Raw genomic sequence first — 14557 nt, 5'->3', positions numbered from 1 at the left:
GCGTATGGCTGTGCTCTCTTGGCGTGAGCGGGACCGGGGCCAGGTCACCATCGAGTTCCTCGGCATGACCCCGCTGATCATCCTGACGCTGGTGCTGATGTGGCAGTTCGCGCTGGTGGGGTACACGTTCTCGCTCGCGGGGAATGCTGCGGACGAGGCGGTGCGGGCCGGGACGGCGGTTGCGCCGGGCGGCGCGCGCACCGCCGCCTGCCAACAGGCGGGCCTCGACAAGCTGGACGGCGCGTGGAAGGGGGACGCCACGGTGAGCTGCGGCGGCACGGGCTTCGTCACGGCCGAGGTCACCCTCAAGGTGCCCGTCCTCTTCCCGGGTTCCATCGGCTTCCCCTTCACGGTGCGCGGCCACGCGGGCGCCGTAGAGGAGGTGAAGCACTGAGATGGACAGGGGCAGCAAGGACCGCGGTCAGGTCGCCATCGAATACCTCGGGTTCATCCCGGTTCTGATCCTCGTCACGCTGGCGGCGGTGCAGCTCGGGCTGGTCGCGTACACCGCGGAGCAGGCGGGGACGGCGGCCCGGGCGGGAGCGCGCAGTGCCTCGCTCCAGCAGGGCGCCCAGCCGGCGTGCAGCGAGGCGGTCAGCGACTGGCTCTCGGTCACCGGCTGCGCGGCCGCGTTCGGTGGCGACACGGTCACCGTCACCGCCTCCATCCACATCCCGTCCGTCATCCCCGGCTACGACGGCTTCGGGGACGCCAGCAAGACCGCCACCATGCCGCTCGACCACTGAACGACAGAGAACAACTGAGAACAACCGGGTTCGACCGGGTTCGACTGAACAAGGAGCGAGGAGCACAGCACTCATGGGTCTGCGGGAACGTGTCAACCATCCCGAGGAGAACGGGCATCGGGGCGAGGACGGCCACATGGTCTCCTCGTACCGCGCCAAACTCCTGGAGGAGATCGACCTCGCGGAGATGAGCGCGCTGGCCGCCGCCGAGCGACGGGCCCGGCTGGAGCGGGTGCTCGGGCACATCATCAGCCGTGAGGGTCCGGTCCTCTCGACCGTCGAGCGCTCGCAGTTGATCCGCCGGGTCGTCGACGAGGCGCTCGGCCTCGGCATACTCGAACCGCTCCTCGAAGACGCGTCGATCACCGAGATCATGGTGAACGGCCCGGACGCGATCTTCGTCGAACGCGGCGGCCGGGTCGAGCAGTTGCCGCTCCGCTTCCCCTCCCACGACCAGCTGATGCAGACCATCGAGCGGATCGTGTCGACGGTCAACCGCCGGGTGGACGAGTCGAATCCGATGGTCGACGCGCGGCTGCCGTCCGGCGAGCGCGTCAACGTGATCATCCCGCCGCTGTCGCTGACCGGCGCCACGCTCACCATCCGCCGCTTCCCGCGCTCCTTCACGCTCCAGGAGATGGTCGGCTTCGGCTCGCTCGACGAGCACATGCTGTATTTGCTGGCGGGCCTGGTGCACGCGAAGTTCAACATCATCGTGTCGGGCGCGACGGGCACCGGTAAGACCACTCTCCTCAACGCGCTCTCCGGCCTGATCCCGGAGACCGAGCGCATCATCACCATCGAGGACTCCGCCGAACTCCAGCTCCAGCAGTCGCATGTGATCCGCCTGGAGGCACGCCCCCCGAACGTCGAGGGCAAGGGCCAGGTCACCATCCGCGACCTGGTCCGCAACTCCCTCCGCATGCGCCCCGACCGGATCGTGGTCGGTGAGGTCCGCGGCGGCGAGTCCCTCGACATGCTCCAGGCGATGTCCACGGGTCACGACGGCTCGCTCGCCACCGTCCACGCCAACAGCGCCGAGGACGCGCTGATGCGCCTGAAGACCCTGGCCTCCATGTCCGAGGTCGAGATCCCCTTCGAGGCGCTGCACGACCAGATCAACAGCGCCATCGACGTCATCATCCAGCTCACCCGCTTCGCCGACGGCGCCCGCCGCATCACCGAGATCGCCCTCCTCGACAGCCACGGCAGCGAGCCGTACCGGCTGGCGACGGTGGCCCGCTTCAGCCCGCAGCCCATCTCCGCCGACGGCCGGGTCTACGGCGCCTTCGAGTACTTCCCGCTCTCGCGCCGCACCGCCGACCGCCTCTACATGGCGAGCCAGCCCCTGCCGCAGGCCTTCGGCGTCGCCCACACCGCGGAACAGCTCGCCCTCAGAGAAGCCAGTAGGTAGGGACCGACCCCATGGATCTCCAGACGATCGTCACGCTCACCACCGGCATCACCCTGCTGACCTGTGTCCTGGGCGTCGCCGGCCTGCACGCCTACGCCATGGGCAGGGCACAGCGCGCGGCCCTGGTCGACCGCCTCACCGCGACCGGACAGATCCAGGTGGGCCGCGTCCGCCGCTTCCGCGACCTGGACCGCAGACTGCGCCGTACGCGCCTCGGCAGGCAGCTCGAACTGCAGCTGGCGGCAACGGGGTTGGACATGACGCCGGGCGAGTTCTTCGTCTACATGCTGGCCACTGTGGCGGCCCTCTGGCTGATCGGGCAGGCGTCCCTGGCACCCTTCTTCGGGCCGATCGCCGGCCTGTTGGGCGTCGGGGTGGCGATCCAGTTCCTCAACTGGCAACGCCAGAAGCGCATCGAGAAGTTCATCAACCAACTCCCCGAACTGGCCCGCATCATGGCCAACGCCACCCATGCCGGCCTCGCGCTGCGCACCGCGATCAGCATGGCGGCGGAGGAGCTGGAGGCACCGGCGGGTGAGGAACTCGCCAAGGTGGCCAACCAGTTGGCGGTGGGCGCCTCGATGGACGACGCGCTCAGCGAACTGGCGGACCGCCTCCCCTCCCGCGAACTCGTCGTCCTGGTCACGACCTTGGTGCTCTCCAACCGGGCGGGCGGCCAGGTGGTCAGCGCCCTGCGCAACCTCACGGAGACCCTGGAGGAACGCAAGGAGACCCGCCGCGAGGTCCGCACCCAGCTCTCCCAGGTCAACATGACCTCGTACGCCGTCCCCGCGATGGGCGTCGGCGCCCTCTTCCTGATGAACGGCGTCAAACCCGGCGCCCTGGAACGGATGACGGGCTCCCCGATCGGCCAGGCCTGCGTGATCATCGCGTTCGGGCTGTACGCGGTGGGCTTCATCCTCATCCGCCGCCTGTCCCGCATCGACGTCTGAGGGGAGGAGGACAGACATGCTGGCACTCGTCCTCGGACTGGTCATGGGCCTCGCCGTGTGGGGCGTCTTCGCGGGCATCCGCATGTACCGCGCGGACGCGAAACTGCCCAGCGACCTGGCCCTGGCCCTGGAGGTCGGCGCGACCCGCACGGGCGCGGTCGACTCCCTCATCGACCGCATGGGCATGCGCTACGCCCCCGCGGTCCTGCGGCTGATGGGCCCCAAGCTGGTCGCCAAGTACCGCCGCAAGATAGACCTCGCGGGCAACCCCGGCGGCCTGACCATCGACCGCTACGCGGCCCGCCGCGCGGTCTACGGCTTCCTCGGCGGCTTCGGCGGACTGCTGATGCTGCTGGAGGGGCACTACATCGTCGCGATCATCCTGTTCGCCTTCGCCGCGTTCTGGACGGAGGTCGGCATCTGGTCGGCGATCCGCATCCGCCGCGACGTCATCGAACGGACCCTGCCGGATTTCCTCGACGTCCTCGCGGTGGTGGTGAGCGCGGGCCTCGGCTTCCGCCAGGCACTGGACCGGGTGGCGTCGAAGTACGAGGGCCCCTGGGCGGACGAACTCCGCATCACCCTCCGCCAGATGGACCTCGGCATGAGCCGCCGCGCGGCCTTCACGGAACTGCGGCGCCGCAACGACAGTGAGCAGGTCGCCATGTTCGTCACGGCGTTGCAGCAGGGCGAGGAGCTGGGCGCGCCGATCGTCGACACGCTGGTGTCCCTGGCCAAGGACATGCGTCGCACGGACGCGCAGAACGCGCGGCGGAAGGCGGCCAGGGCGGTGCCCAAGGCCACCATGATGATCACCACGTTCATGGTCCCGGCCACGATGCTGCTCCTCGGCGCGGGCCTCCTCCTCGGCTCCGGCACGGACTTCAGCACGATCACGGGCAAGTAAGCGGGAACGGAACGAGAACGGGGGTGACTTGAACGATGGCGACCACGGAGGGACGCGAACGCACCCGACTGCTGCGCCGCCGCCCCCGGCCGACGGAGATCACGACACCGCCGGCCGGGACGGTGCTGCCGGACCATGTGCGGTCCGGGGCGACGGACATTCCGGTGACGTCGGTGACGCCGGCGTTGCCGGAGGGATGGGTCCCGGCAGGTTTCACACCGGCGAGGCTGCCAGGGGTACCCGCGCAGCCGGGTGCTGAACGGCAGGGCGTGGGCGAGTCGGGGATGGAACGGTCGGCCGCCGACGGTGGGGACGCCCCACAGGGGCCACCGGCACCCGCCGACGAAAGCGAAACGGTCGGTGCGGGTGGGAAATCCTTCCCGGCCGAAGGCCGGGAGTTGGCTCTCCCCATCCAGATCAGCGCGCTGCAGGCAATGTGCCGGCAAGTCTTCGGCTTCCGCCTCGCGATGATCGCCCTCGCCGCCCCCTCCGCCCTCCTCAACGCCACCCCCGGCGTAGCCACCCGCCTGGTGGGCGCGGCCGTAGTCGCCACCTTCATGGCCTCCTACGTCCTCTTCAGGGACTGGGAACGCTTCGCCCCCGCCCTCCTGCGCCACCCTTCGCTCCTGGCCCTGGACACCCTCTTCGCCGCCCTCCTCCTGATCTCGGCAGGGCCCACCAGCACGCTCGCGTACGTCAGCGTCTGCACCCCCCTCCTCGCCGGCATCGTCTACGGCTGGCGGGGCGCCGCCGCGTTCGCGAGCCTCCAGGCGCTGATCCTGCTGCTGGCGCAGACCGCCGCGGCCCACGAACACAAGGTCGTGGCACAGACCTTCCTGCTCCCCGGCCTGTGCGTGATCGCCGGCGCGGTGGGAGTGACCCTGCGCAAACTGATGCTCCGCTTCGGCGAGGCCACGACCGCGTTGACGACGGTCCAGGCCCGGCTCGCCGTAACAGAGGCGGTGGCGGCCGAACGGTCGCGGCTGGCCCGCGAGTTGCACGACTCGGTGGCGAAGACCCTGCACGGTGTGGCGCTCGCGGCGGACGGCCTGGCCGGTTCGGCGGGCACGGAGCACATGAACCCGACCCTGATCAGACAGCAGGCTGAGCTGGTGGCCCGCTCGGCGCGCAGGGCGGCCGCGGAGTCCCGTGAACTCCTGGCGGACCTGCGGCGCGAGTCCAACCCGGCCGAGGGGACCGACGTACTCGTGGAACTGGCCGCCCGCACAAGGGACTTCAGCACCAGGACCGGCCTGCCCACGACCTACCGCCCGACGGGCGAACACGGCGTACCGCCGGTCCCGCCCGCCGTGGCCCGCCAACTCCTCACCATCGCGACGGAGGCGATGGAGAACGCCCACCGCCACGCGGCGCCGACCAAGCTCGACGTGGCGGCCGGAGTCCACGACGACCTCCTCCGCATCAGCGTCTACGACGACGGCCGCGGCCTGCCCGCCGGCACCACCCTGGAACAACTGCGCAGGGCGGGCCACTTCGGCCTGGTCGGCATGGTCGAACGGGCCGCGTCCGTCGGCGCCCGCATCCGCATCGGCCGGGGCGGCCACGACACGGGCACGGAGGTCCGCCTCGAACTGCCCCTGGAAGCCCTGACAACGGCGAAGACGTAACACCACGCACCACGAGCACACCACACCACGAACACACCACGCACACGTACGAAGACAAGCGCGACGACGATGACCCGAGAGGAGGCAGCCATGCCGGACCACACGACGCCCCACCCCGGCGCGCCGCAGCCGCCACCGAACCCGTTCCCCGACTTCCCGCCGCCCGCTCCGACTTCGGTCCTCCGGGTCGTGGTGGCCGACGACAACCCGGTGGTCCGGGCCGGTCTGACGGCCCTGTTGTCGGGCCGCGCGGACATCACGGTCGTGGCGGAGGCGGCGGACGGCCGCGAGGCCTACGAGGCGGCACATCTGCACCGCCCCGACGTGGTCCTCCTGGACGTCCGCATGCCGGGTGTCGACGGCATCTCCGCGCTCCCGTACCTGGTGCGGATCGCGCCGGTCGTGATGCTCACGTACAGCAGGGAGACGGAGATCGTCCAGGAGGCGTTGCGGCGCGGAGCGGGCGGTTATCTGGTCCACGGCGAGTTCACGGCGGACGAACTGGTGGCCGCCGTAAGGGACATCAGGCAGGGCAGGGCCCATTTCACGCCATCGGCGGCGGGCGCGCTGCTGGCGCAGCTCAGGCAGCAGCAGGCGGCCGGTTCGCTGCCCGAGGGCCTGGGCTCCTACGAGTCTCAACTAGGTGCGAATGCACACGCGATGAACTCATCAGTAGCCCAGCCATCGCTGAGTTCTGCCAAAAAGCTTTCGCAACTGCAACCGAATGTGGGACAGTTGTCGTCGGACAGGTCACGGTTCCAACTCAGCGCGAGGGAGGCGGAGATCATGGACCACATCGCGTCCGGCATGACCAATCAGCAGATCGCCGCCACCTGCTTCATCTCCGAGAAGACCGTCAAGAACCACATCAACCGCATCTTCGCCAAGCTCCACAGCACCAGCCGCTCCGAGGCGGCGGCCAAGTGGCTTGGTACGACGCCGGGTTCGGCCCGAGGGCTGGGGTGACCGGTGACGCGGCGACGGGGGACCCAACGGGCGGGCCTACGGCCCCGGTTCGGAGACGGGCGGGCCCAGTGCGAAGGCAGGGACTCCGATTGGGCCCGATTTTGGGCCCTGGGACCCTCTGGCGTACCTCTGGAACGGGCATACCGTTCTCATGTCGAGAGCGGCACCGGCGACGAGGAAGCCGGTAACGCGTCATTCGGAGGGGAACACCATGAGCGACCTGATGCTGAAGACCGCCGTTGCGACCAAGGCGCGCGTGAGCGGCTGGAAGAACACGACCGTCGAGGCCCTTCGGCGCCGAGCCGACGACAAGGGGCAGACCGCGGTGGAGTACCTGGGCATCATCGCGGTGGTGGTGGCGATCGTGCTGGCAATCACGGGTACGTCCATCGGACAGTCGATCCTCGACGCGATCAACAACAAGATCGCCGAGGTCACCGGCGGCTGATGCCGCCCCGTAGGCACAGCGACGCAGGGCAGGCCTTCCCCATCTACATCACGGTGGTGGCGGGTCTGCTCTTTCTCGCGTTCGCGTACGTAGCGGTCGGCCAGGCCGCGGTGAACCGGGGTGGTGCCCAGACGGCCGCCGACGCGGCTGCGCTGGCGGCGGCACAGGACACCCGGGACCAACTCGCAGACGTGTGGAAGCTGGACGTGCTCGACCCGACCAAGTGGGACGACATCTTCCACGGCATCGCGGACGGGCTCACTCCGTCGTGCGGGCGGGCCACCGAGCTCGCGGGGCAGAACGACGCAGCTGTGGAGGACTGCACACAGACGGGGCTCCTGAGCTTCACCGTCGCGGTCAAGAGCGACAAGCCCGTCGGAGACTCGATCGTCCCCGGTACGGAAAACACGTACTCGAAAGCTCATGCCACCGCCGTGATCGAGTCGCTCTGCACGTTCGAACTCCCCGGCGCGGACGCCGGGGACGACGTGCTGCCGAAGCTCACCTGCGAGGACGGCCAGGAGTGGGACCTGGACCCGCTCCATCTCACCGATCTACCGGGACCCGAGGACCTCTTCGACGTCCATCTGGCCGACTGACAAGCGAACGACGAGTGGTGAAGGAAGCAGAGTCATGAGCATTCGGTTCACTTCGAAGGCCCGCAGGGGGATGGTCGCGACGGCTGTCGCGGCCGGTCTGGCCCTCGGTGTGGCTGGCTGCGGGAGCGGCGGCGGCGACGACAAGAAGCCGGACACCACGGCGTCGGCGTCCAAGAGCGGTGGGTCCGATCCGAGTGCTCAGGAGGGGCAGTCGGACGAGCCCTTGGCCGAGTTGAAGGGGTCGAACGGCCTGCTCCTGGACATCACCTCGGCCGCCCGGGACGCCGGCGGCTTCGTCACGGTGAACGGCACTCTGCGGAACGACGCGGACAAACTCGTCGTGGTCCCGGCCGCGTTGAGCGGCAACGAGACCGAGATCATCAGAAACGGCCCGTCGCTCGGCGGTGCCACGCTCGTGGACTCGAAGGGTAAGAAGCGCTACTACGTGCTGCGTGACACCGACGGCCGTCCGCTGACGACAACCGGCATCGCGACGATCAAGTCGGGCGACGAGGTCTCCGTCTTCATGCAGTTCCCGGCCCCACCGTCCACCACCACCGAAGTCTCCTTCGAACTGCCGACGTTCTCCGTCGCCACGATCAAGATCTCCGGATGAGGCGGCCGTGACCACGACTCCCCGTCTCGCCCTGGTCGTGACCGCCGCCATGATCATGGTCGCCGCGAACATCGTCGGCGCGGTGGCGGCGCACGCCGACGACACCCCGAGTCCGAGCGCCCCGCCGGGCACCGAGGCCTCGGCCACCGCCCCGGTGAAGGTCGACCCGAACGACCCGGACCTGAAACTCCCCGAGGGCGCGACGCTCGCCGATCCCAAGGTCCTGGACATCAAGTCGGTCGTGGAGGACCAGGGTGGTGAGGAACGCCGTGAGGACACCAACTCGGACGTCACCTTCGCCCTCCAGGCCGAGGTCCTCTTCAGCAAGGACAGTTCCAAGCTGAGCGCCCAGTCGAAGTCCCGTATCGACGCGATCGCCGAGGAGATCAAGAAGCAGAACGCGACCACGGTCCGCGTCTTCGGCTTCACCGACAACCTCGGCTCGTCGGCCCACGGCGACGTCCTGTCCAAGCAGCGCGCCGACGCCGTACAGGCCGTCCTGGACTCGGACTTGAACAACCCGAACATCACCTTCGAGGTACGCGGCTACGGCGAGCAGTACCCGATCGCCGACAACTCGACGGAGGCCGGCCGCAAGAAGAACCGAAGGGTCGAGGTGACGTTCCCGCGCACCGAGAGCTGAAGGGCGCACCCGCCCCTCCGGCTCAACCCGCAGGGCCCAGCCGGTACTTGGGTACCGATTTGGGCCCACGGGCCCATCTCGGGCATCGGCCCGCTCCCTAACCTCTGGAAGCTCAGGCGGTGTTGAGCGACATCGGGGGACGGGGGAGACATGGCCTCGATCGGGGGAGCCGGAGCAGTCGGCGGGCGCGGTGGGCCGAGTGGGCGTCGGGAGCTGCCCGCCCCGCTCGCCACCGCACTGGTGCTGGTGTACGCACTCTTCGCGGTCACCGTCGTCGGCGGGCTGGGTCTGTTGACGACCGCCGCGTCGTACGACGTGCTCGACGGACAGGTCGTCGCCCTCGTCGTGTACGCCGCCGCACCCGGTGTCCTCGGCGCGTGGCTGGCCCGCCGGAGTTGGGAGGGCGGGGTCCGGGTCAGGCTCGGACTCGCCGCCGTACAGGGCTGGTTGATCCTCGGCGGTGTCGTCAACCTCGCCTCCGGATCCGCCCACGGCGGCCTCCAGCTCCTCCTCCCGATCGTCATCCTCTTCTTCCTGACCCGCCCCGAAAGCCGTCAGTGGTACGGGCTCGCCGGACTGGAACGCGCCGAGCGCCGCCCGTTCTCCCTGCCCCGGCTGATCCGTTGGCGACGGGACGAGGGGCAGACGGCGGTCGAGTACGCCGGGTTCATCGCCATCGTCGCCGCCCTGATCGCCGCGCTGCTGGTCAGCGGCCTCGGCACCCAGATCTTCAGCGGCATCCAGTCGGAGGTCTGCAAGGTCACCGGCATGGCCTGCCCGGCCTCGGTCGGCGGCGACACGGACGTAACTGCCGGAAACGGCAACGGAAATGGCGACGGCAACGGCAACGGCAACGGTGACGGTGACGGGAACAACGACACCACCACGACCACCACCGACGACCAGAAACCCGCCCCCGACCCCGCCGACGACAACACGGACGACGACAACGACGACGGCTGCTTCTCCGGCGTGGGCGCCTTCTTCGGCTGCGCAGGCGACCAGGTCAAACAGGTCGGCCAAGGCCTCTTCGTCGACGGCGTCTGGGGCGACCTCACCGGTATCTACGACATGGTCCGCCACCCCGTCGACACCCTGAAGGGCATCGGCGACTACGGCAAGCAGCTCGGCGACGACTGGTCGCGGAACTCCAAGGACGCCGGCAAGAAGTGGTCCGACGGCGACTACGGCGGCGCCCTGTGGGACTGGACCGGCGCCTCCGTGAAGACGGGCGGCACGGTCCTCTACGACCTGTTCATCGGCGACGACGTGGCCAAGGACTGGAACAACGGCGACAAGACCCGCGCCGTCTCCCATGTGCTGTGGAACGTCGGTTCCCTCTTCATCCCGGGCTACGACGGCGCGAAGATCGTCGAGAAGGTCGGAGACCTCGGCAAGATCGGCAAGTTGGGGAAGCTCGGCGAGCTCGCGGAGAAGGCGGCAAAGGCGGCCGAGGACGCGAAGAAGGCAGCCAAGGCCGGTGACGTGGCGGGCGCGGAGAAGGCCGCCAAGGAGGCCGACGACGCCGCCGAGGAGGCGGAGCGCAAGGCCGAGAAGACCGGCTGCACGATCGGCGCACCGAGCCACCGCATCCCGTACGACGGCAACGGCCCGAAGCACGACGGCACCCTGACCGGTTCCTCCGGCACCGGCACCACCGTCCTCGCCGCCGGCGCCTCCCCGTACGTCCTCCTCGCCGAGGACGGCTGCGACGAGGACGCCGAGAAGGAGGCCGAGGAAGCCCGTAAGCAGGCGGACGAGGCCGACGAGGCGGCCGGGCGGATGACCAAGGACGAGGTCGAGGCGGCCAAGAAGCCGACCGTGCGGCAGGGCGACCCCAAGAAGTTCAAGGACCACTTCCTGCGCCACAAGAAGCTGATCGAGGACGCGCTGGGCACCAAGTACAAGAAGCTCAAGGAGGACGGCCCGCGCTTCGTGCGGGACATCGAGGACAACATCAAGAACGGCACGTTCGAGCTCGTCGGCAAGGGCACGCTGAAGAAGGGCGAGGCGGAGGGCCTCATCTACCGTGGCAGGGGCGTGACCGTCGTCCTGCACGAGAACGGCGACTTCTGGACCGTCCTGAAGTCCGGCGAGGGCCTGGACACATCCATACAGATCACCAAGAAGGCCGAGTGACCGACCGAATGACAGGAGCAGCCGTGCCGCCGTCAAGTCCGTCCCCTGCGGGCCCGACTCCGTGGAGCGTCGCGGAGGACGTGCTGCGGCAACGGCGCGTCACGGACGTCCTGGTACCGGGCCGCATCGACCGGGACGAGACGATCTCCCGGTTCGCCCCCCAGCCGCTCGTCGTCTTCGTCCAACTCGACGACGGGGCGCTGCGGCTCGAATCGGTCGGCGGATACGGCCAGTTGGCGGTCGAGGTGGTGGACCGGGTCGGCCTGGGCGGTGTCGATCTCTTCGCGGCCATCGAGGAGGAGGGAGACGAACTCGCCCTGGCCTCCCAGGGCGAGCAGCTCTTCGGCGACAGTTGGGACCGCCTCCGCTGCACGGCCGTTCGCGCGTTCACGGACGCCGACTCGAAGCCCGAGGAGGGCGTGCTCAAGTGCCTCGCCCTCGAACTGGAGGCCCGCTACTGGCTCTTCTTCGACCCGACGTGGCCCTTCGGCATCAGGATCGGCAACGCCGAGGACATGCGCCGATGGGAGTCGGAGCACGGGGAGGACGGCTGAACCGTCATGCCGCACACGGAAACGAACGAGCCCGCCGCTCCCACCACCCTGCCTCCCCTTCCCCTCACACCCCCTCCACCGTCACCCGAACCCCCACCCTCACCCCCCACCCCGCCATAGCTCCCGCCCCCGCCTCCAGCACATGCCGGGACCGAAGCCGAGGCAGGCCCAACCGCCCCCGCTTCATCGTCCGTACGGCGACGACCTCCAGGTTCCGGTCCAGGTACGCCACGTCGATCGGGAAGCGCATCCGGAACGTGTGCACACTGCTCGCCGGCGAGAGCAGCATCGCCCCGTCGATCGCGTCCCGGCCGAGCAGCCCCTTCGTACGCGCCCGGTACGAGGTCGCCAGCTCCAGCCGGACGGCGACCGGCCCCGCGGCCCCGTGCACGATCAGCTTCCCGCGCCCGTCGCTCCAGCGTCGTCCCATCTCAGGTCACCTTCCTGTGTCACCGCGGATCCGGTGTCGACCGACCGTATCCACACGGGAGTAGGCCCTACATGGGCCCACGGGCCCATGCCCTCGCCCGCCGTATCCGGATATCGTCCCGGCGTGCGCCTGATTCTGATCGTCGTGGGTGCCCTGTGGGGCGCGTGCTCGGGCCTTCTGCTGCCCCGCGCCGCCCACCGCCTCTCCGTGGACCCAGAGGAACCCTGGAACGGGAACTGCCCCGACGGCCACCCGATCACGGGCACGTTCGCCGGCTGGCTGGGCCGGGCCCACTGCACCGACACCACCGGCCGGTACGCGTACGGCCCGACGACGAACAACCCGTCCCCTTCGACCCCTTGCGGTCCCTACGGCCCCCGCACCCCCGCCGTGTCCACCGCGACCGCCCTCGTCTGCGCGGCCCTCGCCGCGGCCACCGGCCCCCGCCCGGAACTCGTCGTCTGGCTGCTCGCCGCCCCCGTCGCCGTCCTCCTCGCCCTGGTCGACCTCCGGGTGCACCGCCTCCCCGACGTCCTCACCCTCCCGCTCGCCGCGGCCACCCTCGCCCTCCTCGGCATCGCGGCCGCCCTCCCCGCCGACGCGGGCTCCTGGCCCACCGCCCTCTACGGCGGTCTCGCCCTCGGCGCCACCTACGAGCTCCTGTACCTCGTCAACCCGGCCGGCATGGGCTTCGGCGACGTGAAACTCGCCCTCGGCCTCGGCACGGCCCTCGGCTGGTACGGCTGGCCGGTGCTCGTCACGGGCGCCTTCGCCGGGGTGCTGTACGGCGCGGTGTACGGCCTCGGCATGGTCGCCCTGCGCCGGGCGGGCCGTAAGACGGCGATCCCGCTGGGGCCGTTCATGCTCGGCGGGGCGTTCACGGGTCTTCTGCTGGGCGCGTTCGCGGTGTCGTGAGACGGTGGTGGGACCCGGTGTCCGGGGGGTGACCGCGAACGAGGTGGTGCAGCCATGCGGAAGGTCAGCCTGATGATGTCCGTGTCCCTCGACGGTTTCATGGAGGGCCTCGACCGCGACATCGGCTGGCATGTGGTCGACGACGAACTCCACCAGCACTTCAACGACACCCTCAGACCCCTGGGCGCCTTCGTCGACGGCCGTGTCACCCACGAACTGATGGCCGCCTTCTGGCCCACCGCCGACGCCGACCCGGACGCCTCCGCGGTCACCGCCGAGTTCGCCGCCATCTGGCGGGACAAGCCGAAGATCGTGTACTCGCGGACCCTGCCCAGCGGCCCCGCCGAGTGGAACACGACGATCGTGTCCGAGGTCGTCCCCGAGGAGGTGCGGGCCCTGAAGGAACAGCCCGGCGGCGACCTCGGCCTCGGCGGCGCCGACCTCGCGGCCACCTTCCTCCGCCACGACCTCGTCGACGAGATCAAGGTGTACGTCCACCCGGTCCTCATCGGCCGAGGCAGACGCATGTTCCTCGACACCGACACCGACACCGACACCGACACCTACACCGACACCCGCACCGCACTCCGCCTCGTCGAGTCCCGCGCGTTCGGCAACGGCGTCGTGCTGTTGCGCTACGAGCGGGTGCGCCCCAACTCGGGTGCCCGGTAAAGCTGTTGTCCACCCCGCCCCCACCAGGTAGGAAGAAACCCATGACTGGACTCGGCGCCGTGTTCCGCCCCCAACTGCCCCCCGAGCGACTGCGCGAGGTGGTCCGACTGGCCGACGCCTCCGGGCTCGAAGAACTCTGGCTGTGGGAGGACTGCTTCCGCGAGGGCGGGATCTCGGCCGCGGCCGCCGCGCTCGCGTGGAGCGAGCGGGTACGGGTCGGGGTGGGACTGCTGCCGGTCCCGCTGCGGAACGTCGCCATTACGGCGATGGAGGCGGCGACGCTGTACCGGCTGTTCCCGGGTCGCGCGATCCTCGGCGTCGGACACGGCGTCCAGGACTGGATGGGCCAGGTCGGCGCCCGCGTCGAGTCCCCGGTGACCCTGCTGCGCGAGCATCTCGACGCGCTGCGCGCCCTGTTGCGCGGGGAGCGCCTCACGACCGACGGCCGGTACGTCAAGCTCGACGACGTCGCCCTCGACTGGCCGCCGGCCGGCCCCGTCGAAATCCTCGCCGGCGCCACCGGCCCCCGTACCCTCCGTCTCTCCGGCGCGGCGGCCGACGGCACGATCCTCACGTCGAGCACCTCACCCGACGGCGTCCGACGGGCCCGTCAACTCATCGACGAGGGGCGCGAGTCGGCCGCCCGCACCGAGCCGCACAAGGTCGTCGTCTACCTCCTCACCGCCACCGGCCCCGACGCCACCACCCGCCTGCACGCCGAACTGGCCGAGGAGGGCCTGGAATCGACCCCCGACCTCGGAGTGGCCGGCGACGCCGACACCGTGGCGAAGGCCGTCCAACGCCTGGCGGAAGCCGGCGCCGACACGGTGATCCTCCAGCCCACCGCCGACGAACCCGACCCGGAGGGCTTCGTGCGCTTCACAGCGGAGAAGGTCAGGCCGCTCGTCCCCTGACCCCCACACCCCC

Annotated in this window: 17 protein-coding genes; 16 read left to right on the top strand and 1 reads right to left on the bottom strand. The window is 69.9% G+C overall.

What is annotated here, in order from left to right:
• Positions 1 to 4: 4 nt before the first annotated feature.
• From ACIRRY_RS36070 to ACIRRY_RS36010, 13 genes are all read left to right on the top strand, one after another.
• On the top strand, positions 5 to 394 hold the full coding sequence (locus ACIRRY_RS36070; RefSeq protein WP_403981343.1) for a TadE/TadG family type IV pilus assembly protein: 390 nt from the start codon (positions 5 to 7) through the stop codon (positions 392 to 394).
• 1 nt (position 395) lies between these two features.
• A complete protein-coding gene (locus tag ACIRRY_RS36065) occupies positions 396 to 746 on the top strand; it encodes a TadE/TadG family type IV pilus assembly protein (RefSeq protein WP_403981340.1) in 351 nt (116 codons plus the stop codon).
• A 73-nt stretch (positions 747 to 819) separates the two neighbouring features.
• Positions 820 to 2160, top strand: a complete 1341-nt coding sequence (locus tag ACIRRY_RS36060) for a CpaF family protein (RefSeq protein ID WP_403981338.1) — start codon at positions 820 to 822, stop codon at positions 2158 to 2160.
• Positions 2161 to 2171: 11 nt separating this feature from the next.
• Positions 2172 to 3113 carry a type II secretion system F family protein gene (locus tag ACIRRY_RS36055; protein ID WP_403981335.1) on the top strand — a complete coding sequence of 314 codons (942 nt, stop codon included), beginning with the start codon at positions 2172 to 2174 and terminating at the stop codon, positions 3111 to 3113.
• A gap of 16 nt (positions 3114 to 3129) precedes the next feature.
• Positions 3130 to 4020 carry a DUF5936 domain-containing protein gene (locus ACIRRY_RS36050; protein WP_403981333.1) on the top strand — a complete coding sequence of 297 codons (891 nt, stop codon included), beginning with the start codon at positions 3130 to 3132 and terminating at the stop codon, positions 4018 to 4020.
• Between the two features lie 35 nt (positions 4021 to 4055).
• On the top strand, positions 4056 to 5648 hold the full coding sequence (locus tag ACIRRY_RS36045) for a sensor histidine kinase (protein WP_403981331.1): 1593 nt from the start codon (positions 4056 to 4058) through the stop codon (positions 5646 to 5648).
• 90 nt (positions 5649 to 5738) lie between these two features.
• The gene (locus tag ACIRRY_RS36040; RefSeq protein ID WP_403981328.1) at positions 5739 to 6614 is read left to right on the top strand and encodes a response regulator; all 876 of its coding nucleotides are present in this window, start codon (positions 5739 to 5741) and stop codon (positions 6612 to 6614) included.
• A gap of 211 nt (positions 6615 to 6825) precedes the next feature.
• A complete protein-coding gene (locus ACIRRY_RS36035; protein WP_403981325.1) occupies positions 6826 to 7062 on the top strand; it encodes a Flp family type IVb pilin in 237 nt (78 codons plus the stop codon).
• A complete protein-coding gene (locus tag ACIRRY_RS36030; RefSeq protein WP_403981322.1) occupies positions 7062 to 7661 on the top strand; it encodes a pilus assembly protein TadG-related protein in 600 nt (199 codons plus the stop codon). Before ACIRRY_RS36035 ends, ACIRRY_RS36030 begins: the two co-directional genes overlap by 1 nt.
• 34 nt (positions 7662 to 7695) lie before the next feature.
• Positions 7696 to 8277 carry a hypothetical protein gene (locus tag ACIRRY_RS36025; protein ID WP_403981319.1) on the top strand — a complete coding sequence of 194 codons (582 nt, stop codon included), beginning with the start codon at positions 7696 to 7698 and terminating at the stop codon, positions 8275 to 8277.
• A gap of 7 nt (positions 8278 to 8284) precedes the next feature.
• Positions 8285 to 8920, top strand: coding sequence for an OmpA family protein (locus ACIRRY_RS36020; protein ID WP_403981317.1), 636 nt, complete (start codon positions 8285 to 8287; stop codon positions 8918 to 8920).
• Positions 8921 to 9070: 150 nt separating this feature from the next.
• Positions 9071 to 11059, top strand: coding sequence for a hypothetical protein (locus tag ACIRRY_RS36015; RefSeq protein WP_403981314.1), 1989 nt, complete (start codon positions 9071 to 9073; stop codon positions 11057 to 11059).
• 23 nt (positions 11060 to 11082) lie between these two features.
• Positions 11083 to 11613 (top strand): hypothetical protein, encoded by a 531-nt coding sequence (locus ACIRRY_RS36010; protein ID WP_403981312.1) that lies wholly within the window; start codon positions 11083 to 11085, stop codon positions 11611 to 11613.
• 64 nt (positions 11614 to 11677) lie between these two features.
• Here ACIRRY_RS36010 and ACIRRY_RS36005 read toward each other — a convergent pair whose 3' ends face one another.
• On the bottom strand, positions 11678 to 12043 hold the full coding sequence (locus tag ACIRRY_RS36005; RefSeq protein ID WP_403981310.1) for a DUF192 domain-containing protein: 366 nt from the start codon (positions 12041 to 12043) through the stop codon (positions 11678 to 11680).
• 123 nt (positions 12044 to 12166) lie between these two features.
• On the opposite strand from ACIRRY_RS36005, the gene ACIRRY_RS36000 reads away from it, so the two are divergent.
• Genes ACIRRY_RS36000 through ACIRRY_RS35990 form a run of 3 tightly spaced genes read left to right on the top strand, consistent with a single transcriptional unit; the run spans position 12167 to position 14544 of the window.
• Positions 12167 to 12958, top strand: coding sequence for a prepilin peptidase (locus ACIRRY_RS36000; RefSeq protein WP_403981308.1), 792 nt, complete (start codon positions 12167 to 12169; stop codon positions 12956 to 12958).
• Between the two features lie 54 nt (positions 12959 to 13012).
• Positions 13013 to 13630, top strand: a complete 618-nt coding sequence (locus ACIRRY_RS35995) for a dihydrofolate reductase family protein (protein ID WP_403981306.1) — start codon at positions 13013 to 13015, stop codon at positions 13628 to 13630.
• Positions 13631 to 13671: 41 nt separating this feature from the next.
• Positions 13672 to 14544 (top strand): LLM class flavin-dependent oxidoreductase, encoded by an 873-nt coding sequence (locus ACIRRY_RS35990; protein ID WP_403981304.1) that lies wholly within the window; start codon positions 13672 to 13674, stop codon positions 14542 to 14544.
• Positions 14545 to 14557: the final 13 nt, after the last annotated feature.

This window comes from Streptomyces sp. NPDC101776, from assembly GCF_044766845.1.
In the GTDB taxonomy this organism is placed as follows: Bacteria; Actinomycetota; Actinomycetes; order Streptomycetales; family Streptomycetaceae; genus Streptomyces.
Note: the sequence above shows the minus strand (reverse complement) of the source record. Positions and strands in the feature narration are given on the sequence as shown.